The 16,212-nt window shown below is 45.6% G+C and carries 14 protein-coding genes and 1 pseudogene; 8 read left to right on the plus strand and 7 right to left on the minus strand.

What is annotated here, in order from left to right; all coding sequences use genetic code 11:
- The first annotated feature begins 255 nt into the window (after positions 1–255).
- Positions 256–831: a tetratricopeptide repeat protein gene (locus tag MSSIT_RS09735; protein WP_048172007.1), complete on the plus strand. Its 576-nt coding sequence runs from the start codon at positions 256–258 to the stop codon at positions 829–831.
- 86 nt (positions 832–917) lie between these two features.
- Here MSSIT_RS09735 and MSSIT_RS09740 read toward each other — a convergent pair whose 3' ends face one another.
- The 3 genes from MSSIT_RS09740 to MSSIT_RS09750 all read right to left on the minus strand — a co-directional run bounded on the left by MSSIT_RS09740 (position 918) and on the right by MSSIT_RS09750 (position 4,062).
- Positions 918–1,706 (minus strand): ATP-binding protein, encoded by a 789-nt coding sequence (locus MSSIT_RS09740; protein WP_082088944.1) that lies wholly within the window; start codon positions 1,704–1,706, stop codon positions 918–920.
- Between the two features lie 157 nt (positions 1,707–1,863).
- Complete coding sequence (locus tag MSSIT_RS09745; protein WP_048172010.1) at positions 1,864–3,387, minus strand: asparagine synthetase B family protein; 1,524 nt, start codon at positions 3,385–3,387, stop codon at positions 1,864–1,866.
- 444 nt (positions 3,388–3,831) lie between these two features.
- Positions 3,832–4,062, minus strand: coding sequence for a hypothetical protein (locus MSSIT_RS09750; RefSeq protein WP_048172012.1), 231 nt, complete (start codon positions 4,060–4,062; stop codon positions 3,832–3,834).
- Positions 4,063–4,465: 403 nt separating this feature from the next.
- Between MSSIT_RS09750 and purS the strand changes: the two genes are divergently transcribed.
- The 4 genes from purS (at position 4,466) to MSSIT_RS09770 (ending at position 7,946) form a co-directional block, all read left to right on the plus strand.
- Positions 4,466–4,717, plus strand: a complete 252-nt coding sequence (purS, locus tag MSSIT_RS09755; protein WP_048174661.1) for a phosphoribosylformylglycinamidine synthase subunit PurS — start codon at positions 4,466–4,468, stop codon at positions 4,715–4,717.
- A gap of 90 nt (positions 4,718–4,807) precedes the next feature.
- Complete coding sequence (gene purQ, locus MSSIT_RS09760) at positions 4,808–5,506, plus strand: phosphoribosylformylglycinamidine synthase subunit PurQ (protein ID WP_048172013.1); 699 nt, start codon at positions 4,808–4,810, stop codon at positions 5,504–5,506.
- 174 nt (positions 5,507–5,680) lie between these two features.
- Entirely contained in the window at positions 5,681–6,523 is an 843-nt protein-coding gene (locus tag MSSIT_RS09765) for an MBL fold metallo-hydrolase (protein WP_048172014.1), read from the plus strand.
- 358 nt (positions 6,524–6,881) lie between these two features.
- Positions 6,882–7,946, plus strand: coding sequence for a right-handed parallel beta-helix repeat-containing protein (locus MSSIT_RS09770; protein ID WP_048172016.1), 1,065 nt, complete (start codon positions 6,882–6,884; stop codon positions 7,944–7,946).
- Here MSSIT_RS09770 and MSSIT_RS23160 read toward each other — a convergent pair.
- Both MSSIT_RS23160 and rnhB read right to left on the minus strand, forming a co-directional pair.
- Positions 7,943–8,176, minus strand: a complete 234-nt coding sequence (locus tag MSSIT_RS23160) for a hypothetical protein (protein ID WP_148705307.1) — start codon at positions 8,174–8,176, stop codon at positions 7,943–7,945. The two genes, MSSIT_RS09770 and MSSIT_RS23160, sit on opposite strands and share 4 nt — an antisense overlap.
- 42 nt (positions 8,177–8,218) lie before the next feature.
- Positions 8,219–8,890, minus strand: a complete 672-nt coding sequence (gene rnhB / locus MSSIT_RS09775) for a ribonuclease HII (RefSeq protein WP_048172018.1) — start codon at positions 8,888–8,890, stop codon at positions 8,219–8,221.
- A 545-nt stretch (positions 8,891–9,435) separates the two neighbouring features.
- Between rnhB and MSSIT_RS09780 the strand changes: the two genes are divergently transcribed.
- Positions 9,436–11,187, plus strand: a complete 1,752-nt coding sequence (locus MSSIT_RS09780; RefSeq protein ID WP_197080353.1) for an acetolactate synthase large subunit — start codon at positions 9,436–9,438, stop codon at positions 11,185–11,187.
- Positions 11,188–11,380: 193 nt separating this feature from the next.
- Complete coding sequence (pheT, locus tag MSSIT_RS09785) at positions 11,381–13,018, plus strand: phenylalanine--tRNA ligase subunit beta (RefSeq protein WP_048172020.1); 1,638 nt, start codon at positions 11,381–11,383, stop codon at positions 13,016–13,018.
- Between the two features lie 142 nt (positions 13,019–13,160).
- Here pheT and MSSIT_RS09790 read toward each other — a convergent pair whose 3' ends face one another.
- On the minus strand, positions 13,161–13,787 hold the full coding sequence (locus tag MSSIT_RS09790; protein ID WP_048172022.1) for a restriction endonuclease: 627 nt from the start codon (positions 13,785–13,787) through the stop codon (positions 13,161–13,163).
- A 203-nt stretch (positions 13,788–13,990) separates the two neighbouring features.
- On the opposite strand from MSSIT_RS09790, the pseudogene MSSIT_RS09795 reads away from it, so the two are divergent.
- Positions 13,991–14,746, plus strand: a pseudogene (locus MSSIT_RS09795) (DUF429 domain-containing protein); the annotation flags it as partial.
- A gap of 19 nt (positions 14,747–14,765) precedes the next feature.
- Here the strand turns inward: MSSIT_RS09795 and MSSIT_RS09800 are convergent.
- Positions 14,766–15,560 (minus strand): helix-turn-helix transcriptional regulator, encoded by a 795-nt coding sequence (locus MSSIT_RS09800; RefSeq protein WP_048172028.1) that lies wholly within the window; start codon positions 15,558–15,560, stop codon positions 14,766–14,768.
- Between the last annotated feature and the right edge of the window lie 652 nt (positions 15,561–16,212).

Below are 16,212 nucleotides of genomic sequence, written 5' to 3' on the forward strand. Positions count from 1 at the left end.
ATATATTTGAAATATATTTGGAATTGATCGGACAAAAAAAGCTCCGGGCACTGTCCTTGCGCCGTACTCTCCTTATTCGAACCGCCGGCCCTGGAAAATTTCCGGATTCAGATCAGAAAAAGTATATCTCATTGGAGACAAAAGTGCACAATACCAGTCGAACCCTGATTTCAAGCATAAACAGGAAAATCAGGCATTGAAGATAATTCCGAAAGGGGTCCAAATAAATCTTGATCCGGAAACGGAGGATTCGAAATGGCAGAGGAAAATAATATCACAGAAAGCGCTAAGGAAAAGCAAAAGGAACCGGAAGCGGCAGGAAAAACCGAAGAAAGAGAGGATCCCGGACAGCTCCTTATAACAGCACAAGAAGCTGATAATTATGAAGAGAAACTCAGGCTCTATGATAAAGCCTTAAATCTGGACCCCGGGTGCTTTGATGCCTGGCTCCAGAAGGGTTTTGTCCTGGACAGGATAGGGAAGTCCGAGGAAGCTCTTGCCTGTTACGATAAGGCTCTTGAACTCGATCCCGAGCACCTGGGAATTAAGTGCCTCAAAGGTTTTGCCTACAATAACCTGGGGGATTTTGAAAAAGCCATAGAGTGTTATGACGAAGTCCTCAAGGTCAACCCTGAGGATGTTTTTTCCTGGTACCAGAAAGGCTCGGTCCTGGAAAGCCTTGGCAGATACGGAGAGGCTATGGAAGCTTACGACAGGGCTCTGGAAATAGACCCCACTGACGTCCTTATCAGGGAGAAAAGACTGAGGCTCCTGGAGCTTATTTATAAAAAAGGAACCCTGTCAGATTCCCCGGACAGCAGCTTTAACTGAGCCCTGGAAATGCAAAAAAATTTCAGGAAAAAATTTGAGTGGAAATTGAAGAATTAATACAAAATTGTGGGGCTGTGTTTCAGCCTTTATTTCTTACTTGCCTCTTCTTCTTTCCTGATTTCCTCAACGATTTCTATGAGTTTTTCTTTGATTTTCACTATGGAGTCAACTGCTTCGCCGCCTATTTCAATAGGAGCCCTTTTTTCCAGGTCAGCCTGCATTAGCTGCTGGTCAAAGGGAATTTCTCCAAGCACCGGGATGCCCAGCTCCTCAAGCCTGGCGTTGACTTTTCCGGCGCCTCCTTTGTTAATTACGGCAGCGATATGTTTTATCCCGATTTCGGACGAGAGTTTTTTGATTCTTTCGGCGGTTTCAAGGGACCTGGCCCCTGGCTCTACCACCACAATCATAATATCCATCCCGCGTGTGGTGCCTCTTCCCAGGTGCTCGATTCCGGCTTCCATGTCCAGGATAACGGCACTCTTTTCCCTGAGCATCAGGTGTCTGAGAAGAGCTCTCAGGAAAGCTGAAGCCGGGCACATGCACCCGCTTCCTCCTTTGTCCACGGTGCCCATGACAAGCATCCTGACCCCGTCAGGCCCTATTACTCCGTATTTGCCTGCGATGTCGTCCACTTTCGGGTTATAGATAAAAGCTCCACCTTCGGCACCTGCTCTTTCTTCAATAAGGTCTTTGAATTCCGTGAGGGGCTTTGGGGGATTTTCTATTCCCAGAGAAGATGCAAGGTTCATATCCGGGTCCGCATCGATTGCCAGTACTTCGTATCCGTCTCTTGCAAGCAGTCTTGCCAGAGTGCCTGAGAGAGTAGTTTTTCCAACGCCGCCTTTTCCGGTAATTGCTATTTTTATTTGAATTCCCCCTTAAATTCCGGGTATAGTTTAAGGTAATAGTTTTCTACTCGAATATAACAATCAAACTGTTTATACTTACTCATTTGTACCGGCCATTTGTGCCGGTTTTTTTTCAGGATATCCGGAGGAAAACTTTCGTTATTTCCTGTTCCGCTATTTTTCATTTGTTCACAAAATCGAAACCTTTTTCCGAAGCAATTTGCATGAGGTACTTTTCTATATGGCTTCCCTGCTTTTTAGAAAAGCCCGAATCCCTGGCAAGCCGGTCGAGCACCTTCTGTACTCCGGTCCCGTACTGCATTGCTTTTTTTTCTTTCCAGAGAATTTCCGGAGGGATTAACCCTTCGGCCGCCTTCCTGAGAATATATTTTCGTTCATAAAAGCCGTCTTCATAGTAGCTGTCTTCATAGTAGCTGTCTTCATAGTAGCCTTTTTTTTTCAGGACTTTCAGCTCCGGGCTTATTGCAAGCCCGATTCTAATCACTTCTTTATCAAGGAAGGGGACCCTGAGTTCCACCGAACTGGCCATTGTAACCATATCATCCCTTTCAAGGTTAATTTTAGAGATGCTTGCGAGGTCCGAGTAAATCGCCCTGTCGAGTACCTCAGCCCCCTTTTCGAGGAACTCCTCATGCCTCCTGTACCCTCCAAAGAGTTCATCTGCCCCCTGTCCGGTCAGGAGGACTCTCTTCCCGTCTTCCCTTGCGGTTTTTGCCACGATATAAAGGGGTAGCCCTATTGCAATTTTCATCGGGTCCGTAGATTCGGTTGCATAGATTACCTGAGGGACTGCAGCTTCTATTTCTTCGGGTGAAAGGAGATGGACTTCCAGGTTTTTCTTCATGCCGATGGCTTCAGCTGCCCTCTCGGCCTGGGCAATGTCATGGGAATCCGGAAGTCCAACCGCATAAAGGGAAACCCCGGGATCGATACGTTTTGCAAGGGCTGCTAAATAGGTACTGTCAATACCTCCTGAAAATGCAATACCTGCGGTCGGGGTAAGCCTGAGTTCCACAGCTTTTTCAAGGGCTTTTTTCAGTTGAGACAAAGCCTCCTGTTCTTCATAAATCCTTTCTTCAGGCGATTTTATCTTCAGGTACCCTTCCGGGATTTTTTCTGTAATCTCCCCGTTTTCGGTATTGAAACCCAGAATCACTCCCTGCGGGAAAGGCTTTGCCTTTCTGCCGATAAAAGCAAGGGCTTTTTTTTCGGAGGCAAAGGCTATTTCCGTCTTTTCTTCCTCTTTTCCGGAGCAGTAAAAGAGAGGCTTTACCCCAGACGGGTCTCTGGCAAGTACAAGTTCTCCTCCGCAGGCATATGCAAGGGCATAGTCCCCGTTTACTTTTGAAAGTGCAGAGCCGACAGAGTCCATTGGTGTACTTCCTTCCTTTACCCCTTTTTCTATAAGTGAAAAAAGCAGTTCGGTATCGGAATCGGTTTTTATTTCTTTCTCAGCTGCAAGCTCGCGGAAATTAAAAATTTCCCCGTTGAGCACAAGAGCCCCTTTTCCCGTAAGCGGCTGGGGCATATCTCCTGTTATTTTAAGCAGGGCATTTCCTATGCTCAGCTCTCCTGCAGTATGGATTCCGCAGGCATCAGGTCCCCTGTGTCCCAGGGCCGCAAGCATTTTCTTTACTTCCGTATTACTGTAAGGGGTTCCGAACACGCCCGCTATTCCGCACATGATTGCACCTTTTTTTCTGTTCTTTCTGTCCGGTATACACGAGCGTCACCCTGTATTTATTATTTTGCAATCTTCCGGCAGGACATTTCCAAATATTCTCTTTTTCTCTCCTGCGCCGCGCCGGGTAGGCTGGGGTCGGGCAGGTCGAAAAACAAATTGAAAGTCAACACCTCAATTAAGAGGAAACGTATGCTGATAAATGCCCCCCGAATTGAGAGAATACTTTTTCTTAAATCCGGAAACCGTTTTTCAATTTACGGATAAATATCAGCGCCTCCGCCAGCCTTGTCTGGAGGCCCTACCCAAAAGAAAAAGGAGATCGTGAAGGGAAACGATACTGAAATTTCTGCCAATTTGGCTTTTTTAGCATTCTTTTATAACTCAAAAGTGTATTTGGCATCTTTAATTGCCTTTTGTCTCTTTTTCTCTTCTCGTCATCCGGTTTTATCCGGGTGATTCTTCACGAAGCACTTCTGCAGCGAACACGGGGTCTCCCTGCAGGGCAGCGAAGGGGTTTCTTGCGCTTTTTTCGTCCCCTATCCAGATGGAGTGCGCACAGTAAAGGCAGCAACAGCGGGTGGCATACAGGTTATTTCTCGGCGTGTAAGCTCTGCAGCAATTGCTGCCCCTCAGGACTCCGTTTTTGCAGAGGACAAGCTGCCCGGTCAGGTGCATATCCTATTCCGGACTATCCTGTTTACAATCCCGGCTATCCGGTTCATTGAGGTCCAGTATTTCACCCAATATATAATTACGTTTTATATACATTTAAAACTTAACTATTCTGTTCTGATTTATATATTCTATAATTTTATAAATCTAGGAGAAGCCGTAGACAGGAAAGAAAGCTCTGGTTTTGAAGGGCTTTGCCTGCTATAAAGGAAGTTTTTTATCTGTACCCTCCAATATACGCAACGTTTTTAAGCATCTTCTATTTATTATGGTGCAGACCGGAAATTATTGCCTTAAAGTTCACGCTTTAAATTCACCTTCTCTTTCACCTGATGCCGCATTCAGGCTCCCGGAAAGCAGGTGAAATTCCGATTAAATTAAAAATTCAAAATTGAGGCTTACAAAGATGCAGTACCAGGCAACAGTGACTATTGAACAGAAAGCAGGCATGCTTGACCCTGAAGGCAGCACAGCTAAAAGGGCTCTCGGGCACCTCGGATATGCAGTTGAAAGCGTAAAGACCGCAAAACTGTACGAAATAGTGCTCGAAGCAGAATCTGCCGAAGTTGCGGAGCAGAAGGTTGATGAGATGTGCCAGAAGCTTATCGCAAACCCAATCATCCACAACTACACTATAAAGCTCAAGGAACTTAACTGAGGGCTTCCCGGAAAGAAAAGGGATTGAAAATTAAGCAAATCCGGAAAGCTAAACGTTTTTAAAACACTGAAGGAAGATTGAGGGAAAAAGATGAAGATTGCCATTATTCAGTTCGGAGGCACAAACTGTGACATGGACGTCTTCCATGTCCTTAAAGACGTGGTTGGTGTGGATGCCGAAACTGTCTGGTACAAAGAAGAAAACCTGGCCGGCTTTGACGGAGTCGTTGTCCCGGGAGGTTTTTCCTACGGAGATTACCTCAGGGCAGGGGCGATTGCAGCCCGAACTCCGATTATGGATTCCGTAAAAAAAATAGCAGCCGAAGGAAAACCCGTGCTCGGGATCTGCAACGGTTTCCAGGTGCTGACCGAAGCCCGGCTTCTTGAAGGAGCTCTTACCACAAACGAATATCCTAAGTTCAGGTGCCACTGGACCAATCTCAGGGTCGAGACCGCTGATACCCCCTTTACCTCGAAGTTCAGGAAAGGAGAGGTTATAAGGATGCCAATCGCCCATATGGAAGGCAAGTTCTACGCTGAGGAATCTGCCCTTGCAGAACTTGACGAAAACGAGCAGGTTGTTTTCCGTTACGTGGATGAAAAAGGGAGAGTAACTGATGAAGCCAACCCCAACGGCTCTCTGGAAAACATCGCAGGAATAGTAAACACATCAAGAAACATTCTCGGCCTCATGCCCCATCCGGAAAGAGCTTCCGAATCAATCCTTGGCTCTGCTGACGGAAAAAGGGTCTTCGAGTCCATGGCGGATTATATTACTGAAAACTTCTGATCCGCTGCTCATTTTCTTTTTCAGATTTTTTTCTTTTTATAAACAAGGACTTTTATTTTTTAACGATTTTTTTATTTTGGACGAAATCTGCTGCAGCGACAAACTGAATCCTGACTATTTCTACGAGCATTTGGTAATAATGTTATTATAGGCCGCAGGTAAAATAAACACTTCATGAAACTCACGGTCCTTGTTGATAATAACACCCTTATTGACAGGTATTTCTTTGCCGAGCCCGGTTTGTCCTTTCTGCTGGAGGATTCGGGCACCCGAGTTCTTTTTGATACCGGGTATTCGGATATATTCCTTAAAAACGCCCGGAAAATGGGACTTTCACTTTTGGATCTTGATTACCTGGCTCTCTCCCACGGGCACCTGGACCACAGCTGGGGACTCGAACCTCTGATCCGTTTATTCATGGAAGCAGGGATAGAAAGGCTGCCCGGCAGGTCTCCAATTCTCGTTGCCCACCCCCTGGCCTTCGAAAGCAAAAAAATCGAAGGGATAGGGGAAATCGGAAGTCTGTTCACTCCCAAAAAGCTTTCAGAACATTTCAGGCTACAGCTCTCAAGTACTCCATTCTGGCTGAGCGAGAGGCTCGTTTTCCTTGGGGAAATCCCCGGGAACTTCGCCTTTGAGGCAGGGGCAGCTGTCGGATATGTGAAGGACAGCGAGGGAAATAAAATTCCCGACCTCCTTCGGGATGATACGGCACTCGTATACAGGGCAGAAGCAGGGCTCGTAATTATTACGGGCTGTTCCCATTCCGGGATCTGTAATATTACCGAATATGCAAAAGAAGTATGTGGAGACAGCAGGGTCCTTGATATAGTAGGTGGCTTTCATCTCCTGGAACCCTCAGAAGAACGGATGAGCGGGACTCTTGAATACCTAAAAAAACTTGACCCGGAATGCCTCCATGCCTGCCACTGTACGGACTTAAATTCAAAAATTGAGCTTTCAAAGGTTTGCAGGCTTAAGGAAGTGGGAGTCGGGCTGCAGCTTGAATATTTTTAACTATTTTTTAATTTTCCTTTTCTTTTCCCTTCTTTTTTTCAGTTACGGATATGAAGACATTGGTTCAACTGAAGACAACGGTTTAATTCTACGGGCCTTATGACATAGATTTTTTTCCTGTTTCCTGGATCATTTCTTTAGATCTTTTCATCCCGCCATTAAATCGATTTTCCGACTACATGAGACTGTATTTGGTAGGATAGTAAACGAAAGTTCAGATTTATTATTCAGAACACATATTTCAAAATCTTTTTATTACTTTAACTTATATTCTTATAAGTTTTTATAATACACTATTTATTTTTCTATGTGTATAATTTAAGCGTGTAATTATATCAACTAAAGGGGGCATTGGTTCATGAAAGGAAAACTGATTCTAGATGCTTTTTTAACTTTCTTCTTCATACTCGGGTCAGTCGCAGTCTCGACAGCTGCTGCGGTTATTTCCGTAGATTCAAATGGAGGAGAAAATTACAGCTCTATCCAGGAAGCTATTAATAATGCACAGGAAGGGGACACGATTCTCGTAAACCCCGGAATATATAAGGAAAACGTAAAGGTAGATAAGAAAATTTCAATTCTTGCAAACTCTTCCTCAGAGGCTCCGGGAAAACGCACTTATGTGCTGGGTACGGTTTCGGATGAAGACGTCTTTTACGTTAACTCAAACAATGTCACAATAGACGGTTTCTTTATTTCCGGTGTGTCTTCCGGAGGGGAAGAATATGAGGTGGGGATTTACCTTGAAGGAGTTGAAAATTGCTCTTTAAGTAACAACGCTCTGATAATGAATGATGTGGGAATTTCTCTCGCAGGAGCGAAGGGAAACTACCTCGTAAATAACCTTGTGAGTCTTGGATATCAGGGGATTGCCCTTGAGAATTCTGAAGAAAACACACTGTTAGGCAACCTTGTGCTAACAAATGATAAGGGAATCCTGCTGTATAATTCTGCAAATAACACCCTTATGAACAACACAGCTGACTCAAATATGAAAGGAGTTTCCCTTGAAACGTCTGATATGAACTCTCTGATGTCAAACACGATTTCTAAGAACGAATATGGAATCTTTAGCCTGATGTCTGAGTCCAATGTTCTGTTTAATAATTCCTTATACCTGAACGGTGTAGGATTATACTTTAATGATTCCTCTGATAACACGGTCTACATGAACGATTTTTTCAACCACATCAATGCTGAGGACGATGGGACTAACTTCTGGAACATCAGTTCAACAGGCAACTACTGGGAAAAATATTCGGGAGAAGACGCTAACGGAGACCGTATAGGTGACACTCCGTACGTTATCAATGAAACAACCGGGAGTAAAGATTACATGCCTCTGATGAATGAAACTTCTTCATATGAGGTTTCCGAAAACGAGAGTGAAGTTGATGGCAACGAGACATTTGTAACGAATTAAAAAAGGCTTCTTTTAACATAAAAGAAGAGAAAGGATGCAATTAAAAAGATAGAGGAAAATCCAGGAGTTTCATACTCTTGGGGAGTTTCATACTTTTTTCTCTCTTCTATTTTTTCAGGGGGCTGCCAGACAGGCCTGGGGAAAAACTTAACTAATTCCGGAATCATGAATTCTGGACTTATAGATCCTGGATTTATCAATTTTGAATCTCTAAATTCTGCATTTCTCAAGTCCGGACCTTACCTTTTCCGGGTTTTACTCTTTTCCGGGTTTTACTCTTTTCCGGATTTTTCCAGTTCTTTTCTTACGTTTTCTACGGTTTGCCAGGACTGCCTGACGATTTCCGGGAACTTTCCGCCGTGTTCTTTTCCCCATTTCAAGAGGAAAGCTTTTGTTTTGGGGTCTGAGGGATAACCGCTTCCGAAGTCTACGCCCCATTCTTTTTTTAGCTCTTCGATGAGTTCGTCCCTGCGTACTTTTGCAATGATCGAGGCTGCGGAGACTACGGGATAGGTTGCATCTGCCTGGTGCATGGAGATGATCTCTATTTTCTTTGCGTGAGCGGGGCTGGTTTTTGCGTACTGCCTGCGGAGGTTTTCGGCAAAACGTTCGGCTTTTACGTCCGCAGCATCGGCATATACGATATCCGGTTTCAGCTGTTCGAGAACTTTTGCAAAACAGATAACCATAATCTCGTTCATACTCATAATTTTCCGGAGTTCGTCAATCTGAGAGGGGCTGATCTCAAGGATGAAGAAGCCTTCTGCATGTTTTTTGATCTGGGATGCAAGCTGCTCTCTTTTTTTCGGCGTCAGTTTCTTGGAATCGGCAACCCCAAGCACCTTGAGGATATGGGCCCTGGACTCCTCGATTTTTACGCCTCCTATGCACATAGGCCCGATTACAGGACCTTTTCCGGCTTCATCAATTCCTGCGATCATCATTTTCTGGCTGTCTCCTGATTTGAGAGAAGAGGGCTTTTGTAAGTTTTACGGATCAGGAAAAGTAATAATATAATGGGTGGAAGGGGAGTAGAAAAAAGACCCTTGCAACTGGACATAGGCATAGTTGTATCAAGCCTCGGAGGGAATTCAAATCCGGAACCGAATCAATTCAATGGCCTTTTCTGGTTTACTCATAGGGTATAATGTTTCCCTGGCTGCAAGAATAGGCATCCATTTTAAAAGAACTTTTGGTTTATGTATGCTGGTTCCTACAATTCCTGTTAGTACCAGTGGCTTTTGCATTAAGGGTCTGTTCTGTGACGGAATAAGTTAGTCCTGAAGAGTAATATAATTATATATAACTTAAATTATAATTATGATTATTGGTGGATATAAAAGGGAAGGGGAATGAAATGAAAAGCGATAGGAAGAATCACAGGAATAACTGTCATAGAAGCTGCACGCATTACAGCCGGAGGACGCAACGCACCCGATCATATCACGACGCGAATGATGTAGTTAAAGAGAGTACAGGAGGGTAATTGATGACCACTCACGGGAGTCTTCAAGAAGCCGTGTCGGCCCGCAGAAGCTCCAGCTCGGCAGGCAAGAGCAAGGGCGCAGAGGAGAAGATCGTGGCAGAGGACATCACCCTCACCGCAGCTCAGCTCCTGGTCCGGTGCCTTGAGAACGAAGGTGTCGAGTATATTTTTGGGCTCCCCGGTGAGGAGAATATCAGACTCGTCGATGCTATGAGAGACTCAACGATCCGTTTCATTGTGGTGCGCCATGAGCAGGGTGCTTCATTCATGGCTGACATCTATGGCCGCGTTACGGGCAAGGCGGGTGTCTGTATATCCACGCTGGGACCGGGCGCGATTAATCTGCTTCTGGGAACCGCCGACGCCTTCACCGATAGCACTCCTTTGGTGGCGATCAGTGCCCAGGTCGGCCTCAACCGTATCCATAAGGAGACGCATCAGGTTGTCGATCTGCTGAGTATGTTCAAGCCGGTTACAAAATGGGCCGAGATGATTGTCGACTCCGCTTCCGTACCTGAGATGGTGCGGGAAGCGTTCGAGAAAGCCCAAACTTCGCGGCCGGGTGCCGTCTATCTTTGCGTTCCTGAGGACATAGAGGCGATCTCGGGCCTCGCCGGCTTGCGCCCGCTTGCCCGATCTGATAAAGCGGACAGCATGCCAGGGCCCGCACAGATTACACGCGCAGCGCAAGTTCTGCAAGAGGCGACAAAACCGATTATCCTCGCAGGTCATGGTGCAGTGCGAGACTACGCCGGGGCCGCTCTTGTCCGGTTCTCCGAACGCCTTCGGATCCCGATTGCAACCACGTTCATGGGCAAGGGTATCTTCCCTGATGACCATCCCAACTCCCTGGGCACCATAGGGTTCATGCAACATGACTACGTGAACTTCGGATTTGATGAGGCGGACGTGATCATCTGCGTCGGTTACGACCTCCAGGAGTTCGATCCCGTCCGCATAAACCCCAATGCCGACAAGAAGATCCTGCACCTGCATAGATACCCGGCAGAGATCGACGCGCACTATCCCGTCACCGCCAGCGTTGAGGGTAACCTCTCGGCTGCGCTTGACGGGTTAGCAGCAATAATAACTCCGAAAGAGGGGTTGGATGCCGAGGACCGAAAAATCCGGAACCTGCTCAGGGAAGAGCTTGAGTATGGGGCACATGCCGATGTATATCCGGTCAAACCGCAGCGGCTGGTCTCCGACATCCGTGCGGCCATGGGGGATTCGGATATCGCGCTGGTTGATACCGGTGCTCTGAAAATGTGGATGGCCCGCCTCTACCCGACGTATCATCCGAATACCTGTGTGATCTCAAATGGTTTGGCGACTATGGCGTTTGCTGTGCCCGGGGCAATAGGCGCGAAGCTCGCTTATCCTGACCGGAAGGTGCTCGCCGTGACAGGCGATGGCAGCTTCCTGATGAATTCCCAGGAACTGGAGACTGCGATACGGGAGCGTATCCCGTTTGTTGTACTCGTCTGGGTCGATGACGCCTACGGCCTGATCAAGTGGAAGATGGACCTGGAACTGGGGCACCACTCCTTTGTCGATTTCGGCAACCCGGACCTGGTCAAGTACGCCGAGAGTTTCGGGGCCAGGGGCTACCGCGTTGAGGCTGCTGCCGACCTCCTGCCAACGCTCAAGAAAGCCCTCGCCGAGGATGTTGTCTCAGTGGTCGTCTGTCCGGTCGACTATTCAGAGAATATAAGGCTTACCGGTAAGCTGGGTCAGCTGACGCAGCCTATCTAATTTCGATCCCTGTATTGACTAAAAAAGTGACTGCTGCAGGAATGAAGAAAAAACTCGGCCACTCGTCGAAATAGGTGCTGCTTTCCATTTTGAAAAATTGCTATTTTTATAATGTCCGGAAACAAAAGCATTAAATCTAAAGTTGATTATTTTTGGGGTTAAGTTAGCTAGTAAGAGATGAGATGAAATCCCCATGCCAGTAATCACCTTGCATTATGAAGACCTTGAGAAACTCACGGGAACAGATAAGGAAACCATCATAAAAAGGGTGCCCATGATCGGGGCCGATATCGAAAGAGTTGAAGATGAGTATGTCGATATCGAGTTCTTCCCTGACAGGCCTGACCTTTACAGTGTGGAAGGGGCAGCCAGGGCAATGAGGGGTTTTCTGGACCTTGAGACAGGGCTTCCCGAATATGCGATAAAGCCTTATGAGGTATCCATATCTGTCAGTGAGGATATCCTGAAGATCAGGCCCTTCCTCGGGTGTGCGGTTGTAAGGGGAGTAAAGTTTACGTCCTCTTCTATTAAGTCTCTCATGGACCTGCAGGAAGACCTGCACTGGGGCCTTGGGAGAAACAGGAAAAAAGTTTCTATCGGGGTTCATAACCTTGAAAACGTGAAACCGCCCTTCAGGTACATGGCAGTTGACCCCGGCTTTGAGTTCGTGCCCCTTGACTACACCGAAAAAATGAGCATGACGGAAATCCTGGAAAAGCATCCCAAAGGCACAAGGTTTGCCCATCTCGTCAGGGATTTTGAAAAATACCCGATAATCCTGGACGCAAATGACAACGTGCTGTCCTTCCCGCCCATTATCAACGGGACACTCACAACTGTTACCGAACAGACAACTGACCTCTTTATCGATGTAACCGGCCTTGGGGAAGCTGTGTATACGGCCTTAAACATCGTGGTCACAGCCCTTGCCGAAAGAGGAGGGCAGATCGAGTTTGTAAGGGTGATCCGTCCGGGAGGCGAAGAACTTGTCCTGCCTGACCTTGAGCCCGAAGAAAGGCTGCTTACAAAAGGCGAGGTGAAGGCTCTGATGGGCATGGAACTCCCGGTTGAAGAAATCGTAAAACAGCTTGAAAGGATGCGCTTTGGAGCATCTGCCCTTGATGAGGAAACCGTTGAGGTAAAGGTTCCTACCTACAGGGCGGATATCCTGCATAACTATGACCTTGTAGAGGACATTGCAAAAGGTTATGGCTATGAGAACATCAAGGTCACGGTTCCTGAAACTTATACCCCGGGCAAATCCCACCCGATTTCTCTCATGCGGGCTTCGGTAAACGAAATTATGGTCGGGCTCGGCTACTATGAGGTTATGCCTTTCACGCTTACCAGCGAAAAGATCAACTTTGAAAACATGTGCAGGCCAGAGACTGAAGATGTTACCTACGTGCTTCACCCGATCAGCGAAGACCAGACAATGATCAGGACAACCGTGCTCCCGAACTTGCTTGAAATTCTTGCCTTAAACCAGCACAGGGAACTTCCGCAGAAGATCTTCGAGTTCGGAGAAGTCGTAAGCAACGAGACAACCGGTCAGCATGTAGCTGCAGTCTCAATCCACCCGCAGGCAAACTTCACCGAGGTATATGAGGTCGTGGACGCCCTTCTGAGGGAGATGATGCTTCCCTATGAGGTAAAAGAGTCCGAAGACCCGGCTTTCCTTGAAGGCAGGCGGGCAGATGTTTATGTCAACGGCAAAAAGCTCGGAGTCTTTGGGGAACTCCACCCCGAGGTAATAAGCAACTTCGCACTCGGATATGCCGTTGTAGGGTTTGAGCTTGACTTAAACGACCTTATAGACAAAAATACTTAATAAAAATACTTAATAAAAATACTTAATAAAAATACTTAATAAAAATATTTAATGTAAATATTTACTAGCAGTAAAAATTCAGAAAAAATAAAAGTAAAAATTAATTTTCAGGTAGAGGAATGGAAAGTTTCCTTTTCTTTTCTCATTTTTCTTTCAGTATCTTTTCCATTTCTGCCGCTATTTTTCGCACTTCAGGTATTTCTTCGGTTTCAGCAAGCCTGTCCACAAGTTCAAGCATTTTCTCCTTCATCAAGTCCAGGTCTCCAAGGGTAGAGGAGAGTTCTCTGGCGAGTGATTCCAGGCTTTTTGTTTCTACAAGAACCGAAAGCTTTTCAGGTTCGGTACTTATTAAGGAGATAGCCTCGGGGGAGTTGAGGTCTATGTCGTATTCTTCTTCAAAGTACCCTTTTGGAACGGTTTTAAGCCACCTGACCAGCCGGACATGGCTGATAAAATCGCTGAGCTGCCTGTATTCGTAGTTTCCGGTAACCTTTCCGACCAACACCTCATTTCTGGTCTTGAAAGGGACTGCCACAAGGTCTCCTTTCTTTATTTTCGTGACAAAGGAATAGATCTCTCCGGCCCAGGTTTCGGAAAGCTCTCCTCTCATGCCGGGGTATTTCTCAAGTATGAGTTTTTTTACCTGCTCTTTGTCTTCAATACCGGACAAATCCGGAAACTCCGCCCCTCCGATGGTAATCACGCTGTTCTCAAGGATTATCTCTTCATCTTCCAGAGTGCCTGCGGCTTTGAGCAACCAGAATTTCATAACCTGCCTCCGATTTCATCAGATCTTTTAAGGATTCTCAGCATTTCTGCGGATTAGTATACTATGGATTAGTATACTATCTTCGTATATTCTGCTGCTAATTAACGGTTTCCCGCAGTTCTTCTTCTCCGCAGGAAAAACTCTTTTAAGTTTACAGCCCCAGGTACAGGTATGGGCAAAAAGGTTTTGTCGGGGTTGACGGCTGCAGAGCGGGATGGTTTTCAGTGTTCCTCGAAGGAGAAAATGAGTCTGACTGTAGCTGGAAGGTTGAAATTTTCCCAGAGTTCTCATGCCTTGTTGATTTTTTGAAAAATAACTATGAACAGGCTAATCCCCTCATCCTTATCGATATCCCTATAGGCCTGAAAACAGGAGGGAGTGGAGAGCGGCTTTCGGACCTTGGAGCCCGGAGTATTCTGAAAGCCCGGAAGTCCAGCATTTTTCCTGTGCCGTGCAGGGAAGCAATTTATGCAAAAACCTATAAGGAAGCCTGCGAGGTTAACGAAAGGCTCACGGGAAAACGCATATCTAAACAGGCCTGGAACATAGTGCCCAAAATCCGGGATGTGGACGGCTTCCTGATTGAAAACGAAAATTTCAGGGAAAAGGTCAGAGAAGTCGGACCTGAAATCTGTTTTCAGGCTTTTGCAGGCTTTCCCATGAAATACCCGAAAAAGAAAGATGAAGGTTTTCTTGAAAGAAAGGGAGTTCTGGGTAAGGTCTGCCCATTTGCAGATGAACTCGTCGAATTTGCCCTTTCAAAGTACAGGCGAAAGGACCTTTTAAAAGACGATATCCTGGATGCCCTTGCAGCTGCACTCACTGCACAAATGGGGGGCATATATGGGTTTACTTATGTACCCAAAGAACATGAAATAGATAGCAAAGGGCTGAAAATCCAGATGGTTTACTGTGAGTGCGAAAAAGTTCGAAGCCGTGAAAAGCAGAGTGAACTTTGAGATGTTATGGCTTAAAAAATCAAATATCCGGCTTTTCTTCCGTTGGTTCAGCCACCCGCATGCAGTGCCAGAAAAGCTCCTTTCCCCATCTTAAAGCTTTTTCTTCGGTGGATATGAGTAGCTGGTCTCTCAACTTTCCGTCATTTTCGAACATTTTTAGAGAAAGGAACTTGTCCGTTACAACGATTATTGGAATGGGTGAGGGTTTCTGGCAGATGAATATTTTTGAATTTTCGCTTTTGAAAAGCCTCTTTGCTTCTTCAGGAAAACCGGTAACCAGACGCTCTATGACATTTTTCGTCATGCAGAGCGTGAGTTTGGTTCCGTTTTCCGCAAGGGATGCGTAGAGGGAAGGTGCTTCCGGATGGAAATAAGAGACAAGAGTAAAGATCTCTTTTGAACTCCGGATATTATCCATGAAAACTTTCGGAGTTTCAAGCATGTGTTCCGCGTCAGGCTCAAGCAGTTCACAGTGCTCGAGTTCGTCAATTCTCTCCAGAAGGTAATCGGGAATCTGAGTTAAATCCCGGGTTTTCCAGTATTCGCCATTAGCTTCAAAGACTTCTATCGAATTCAGGAATGGCTCCATATTTTCAACTATTACTTCACCGATTTCGGATAACATGTAAACTTTCTTTTCTTCAATTATCAGGCGGGCATCTTTCATTTTTTTAATATGAGGTTGGATAGATCTGGCATCTACGTTGAGTAAGTTCTTGATTGTATCGATATCTCTCGGCTCTTCTTTCAGAAGAAGTAAAAGATCTTTTCTCCTGTCAGAATAGAAGATGAGATTAACCAGTGACTGTTTCATCTGTCCACCTGAAGTTTATCCACTGTTCGTATAATTCATTAAAAACTTTTTTGTTTAAGCCGTAAAAAACTTTTCATTCTTGAGCCTAATTTCTCTCCTTATATTTTAATGTTTTTCGAATTTTCGGACTCTCTGATGAATTCTTTTTATTGCAGCATTATTTGAAAAACTATAATAAGAATATGAAAAATTAAATCTAAATTATAATATGGAACTTTAATAATGTGAAAACTAAAAATTGGGTGGTCCACCTTTACATGGTTGATAGCCCGAGTTTCGCTAGCAGAGGAGAGGCTCTGCAGTACGCTGTCTGTTTCGCTACGCTCAAGCAGATTATTTTATATATTAGAGACAGACGCTTCACTCCCGTACTAAATTAAGATTTCTTCCCCATATAATGTTACTCTCTATCTCGAGTCGTTCCTGTCCCGCTCGACGCAGGAGAGCGGTCTTTCCCCAGAAAACAAAAAAGAAGAAAAAGAGCACGTAAAGAAAAAAACAACATGCCAGCAATTAAAAGCTTCTGAGACACTTGTGAGTGAAAAAGAAAACAGTAGGTCAACAGGCAGAAATTTTGGTCTCATTTCTCTTTAATTTCTGCTTCTTTTTCTTTTTGTTAAGGGCCGCCAGACAAGCTGGCGGAGGTGATTAT

The sequence above is a fragment of the Methanosarcina siciliae T4/M genome, assembly GCF_000970085.1.
Classification (GTDB): Archaea; Halobacteriota; Methanosarcinia; order Methanosarcinales; family Methanosarcinaceae; genus Methanosarcina; species Methanosarcina siciliae.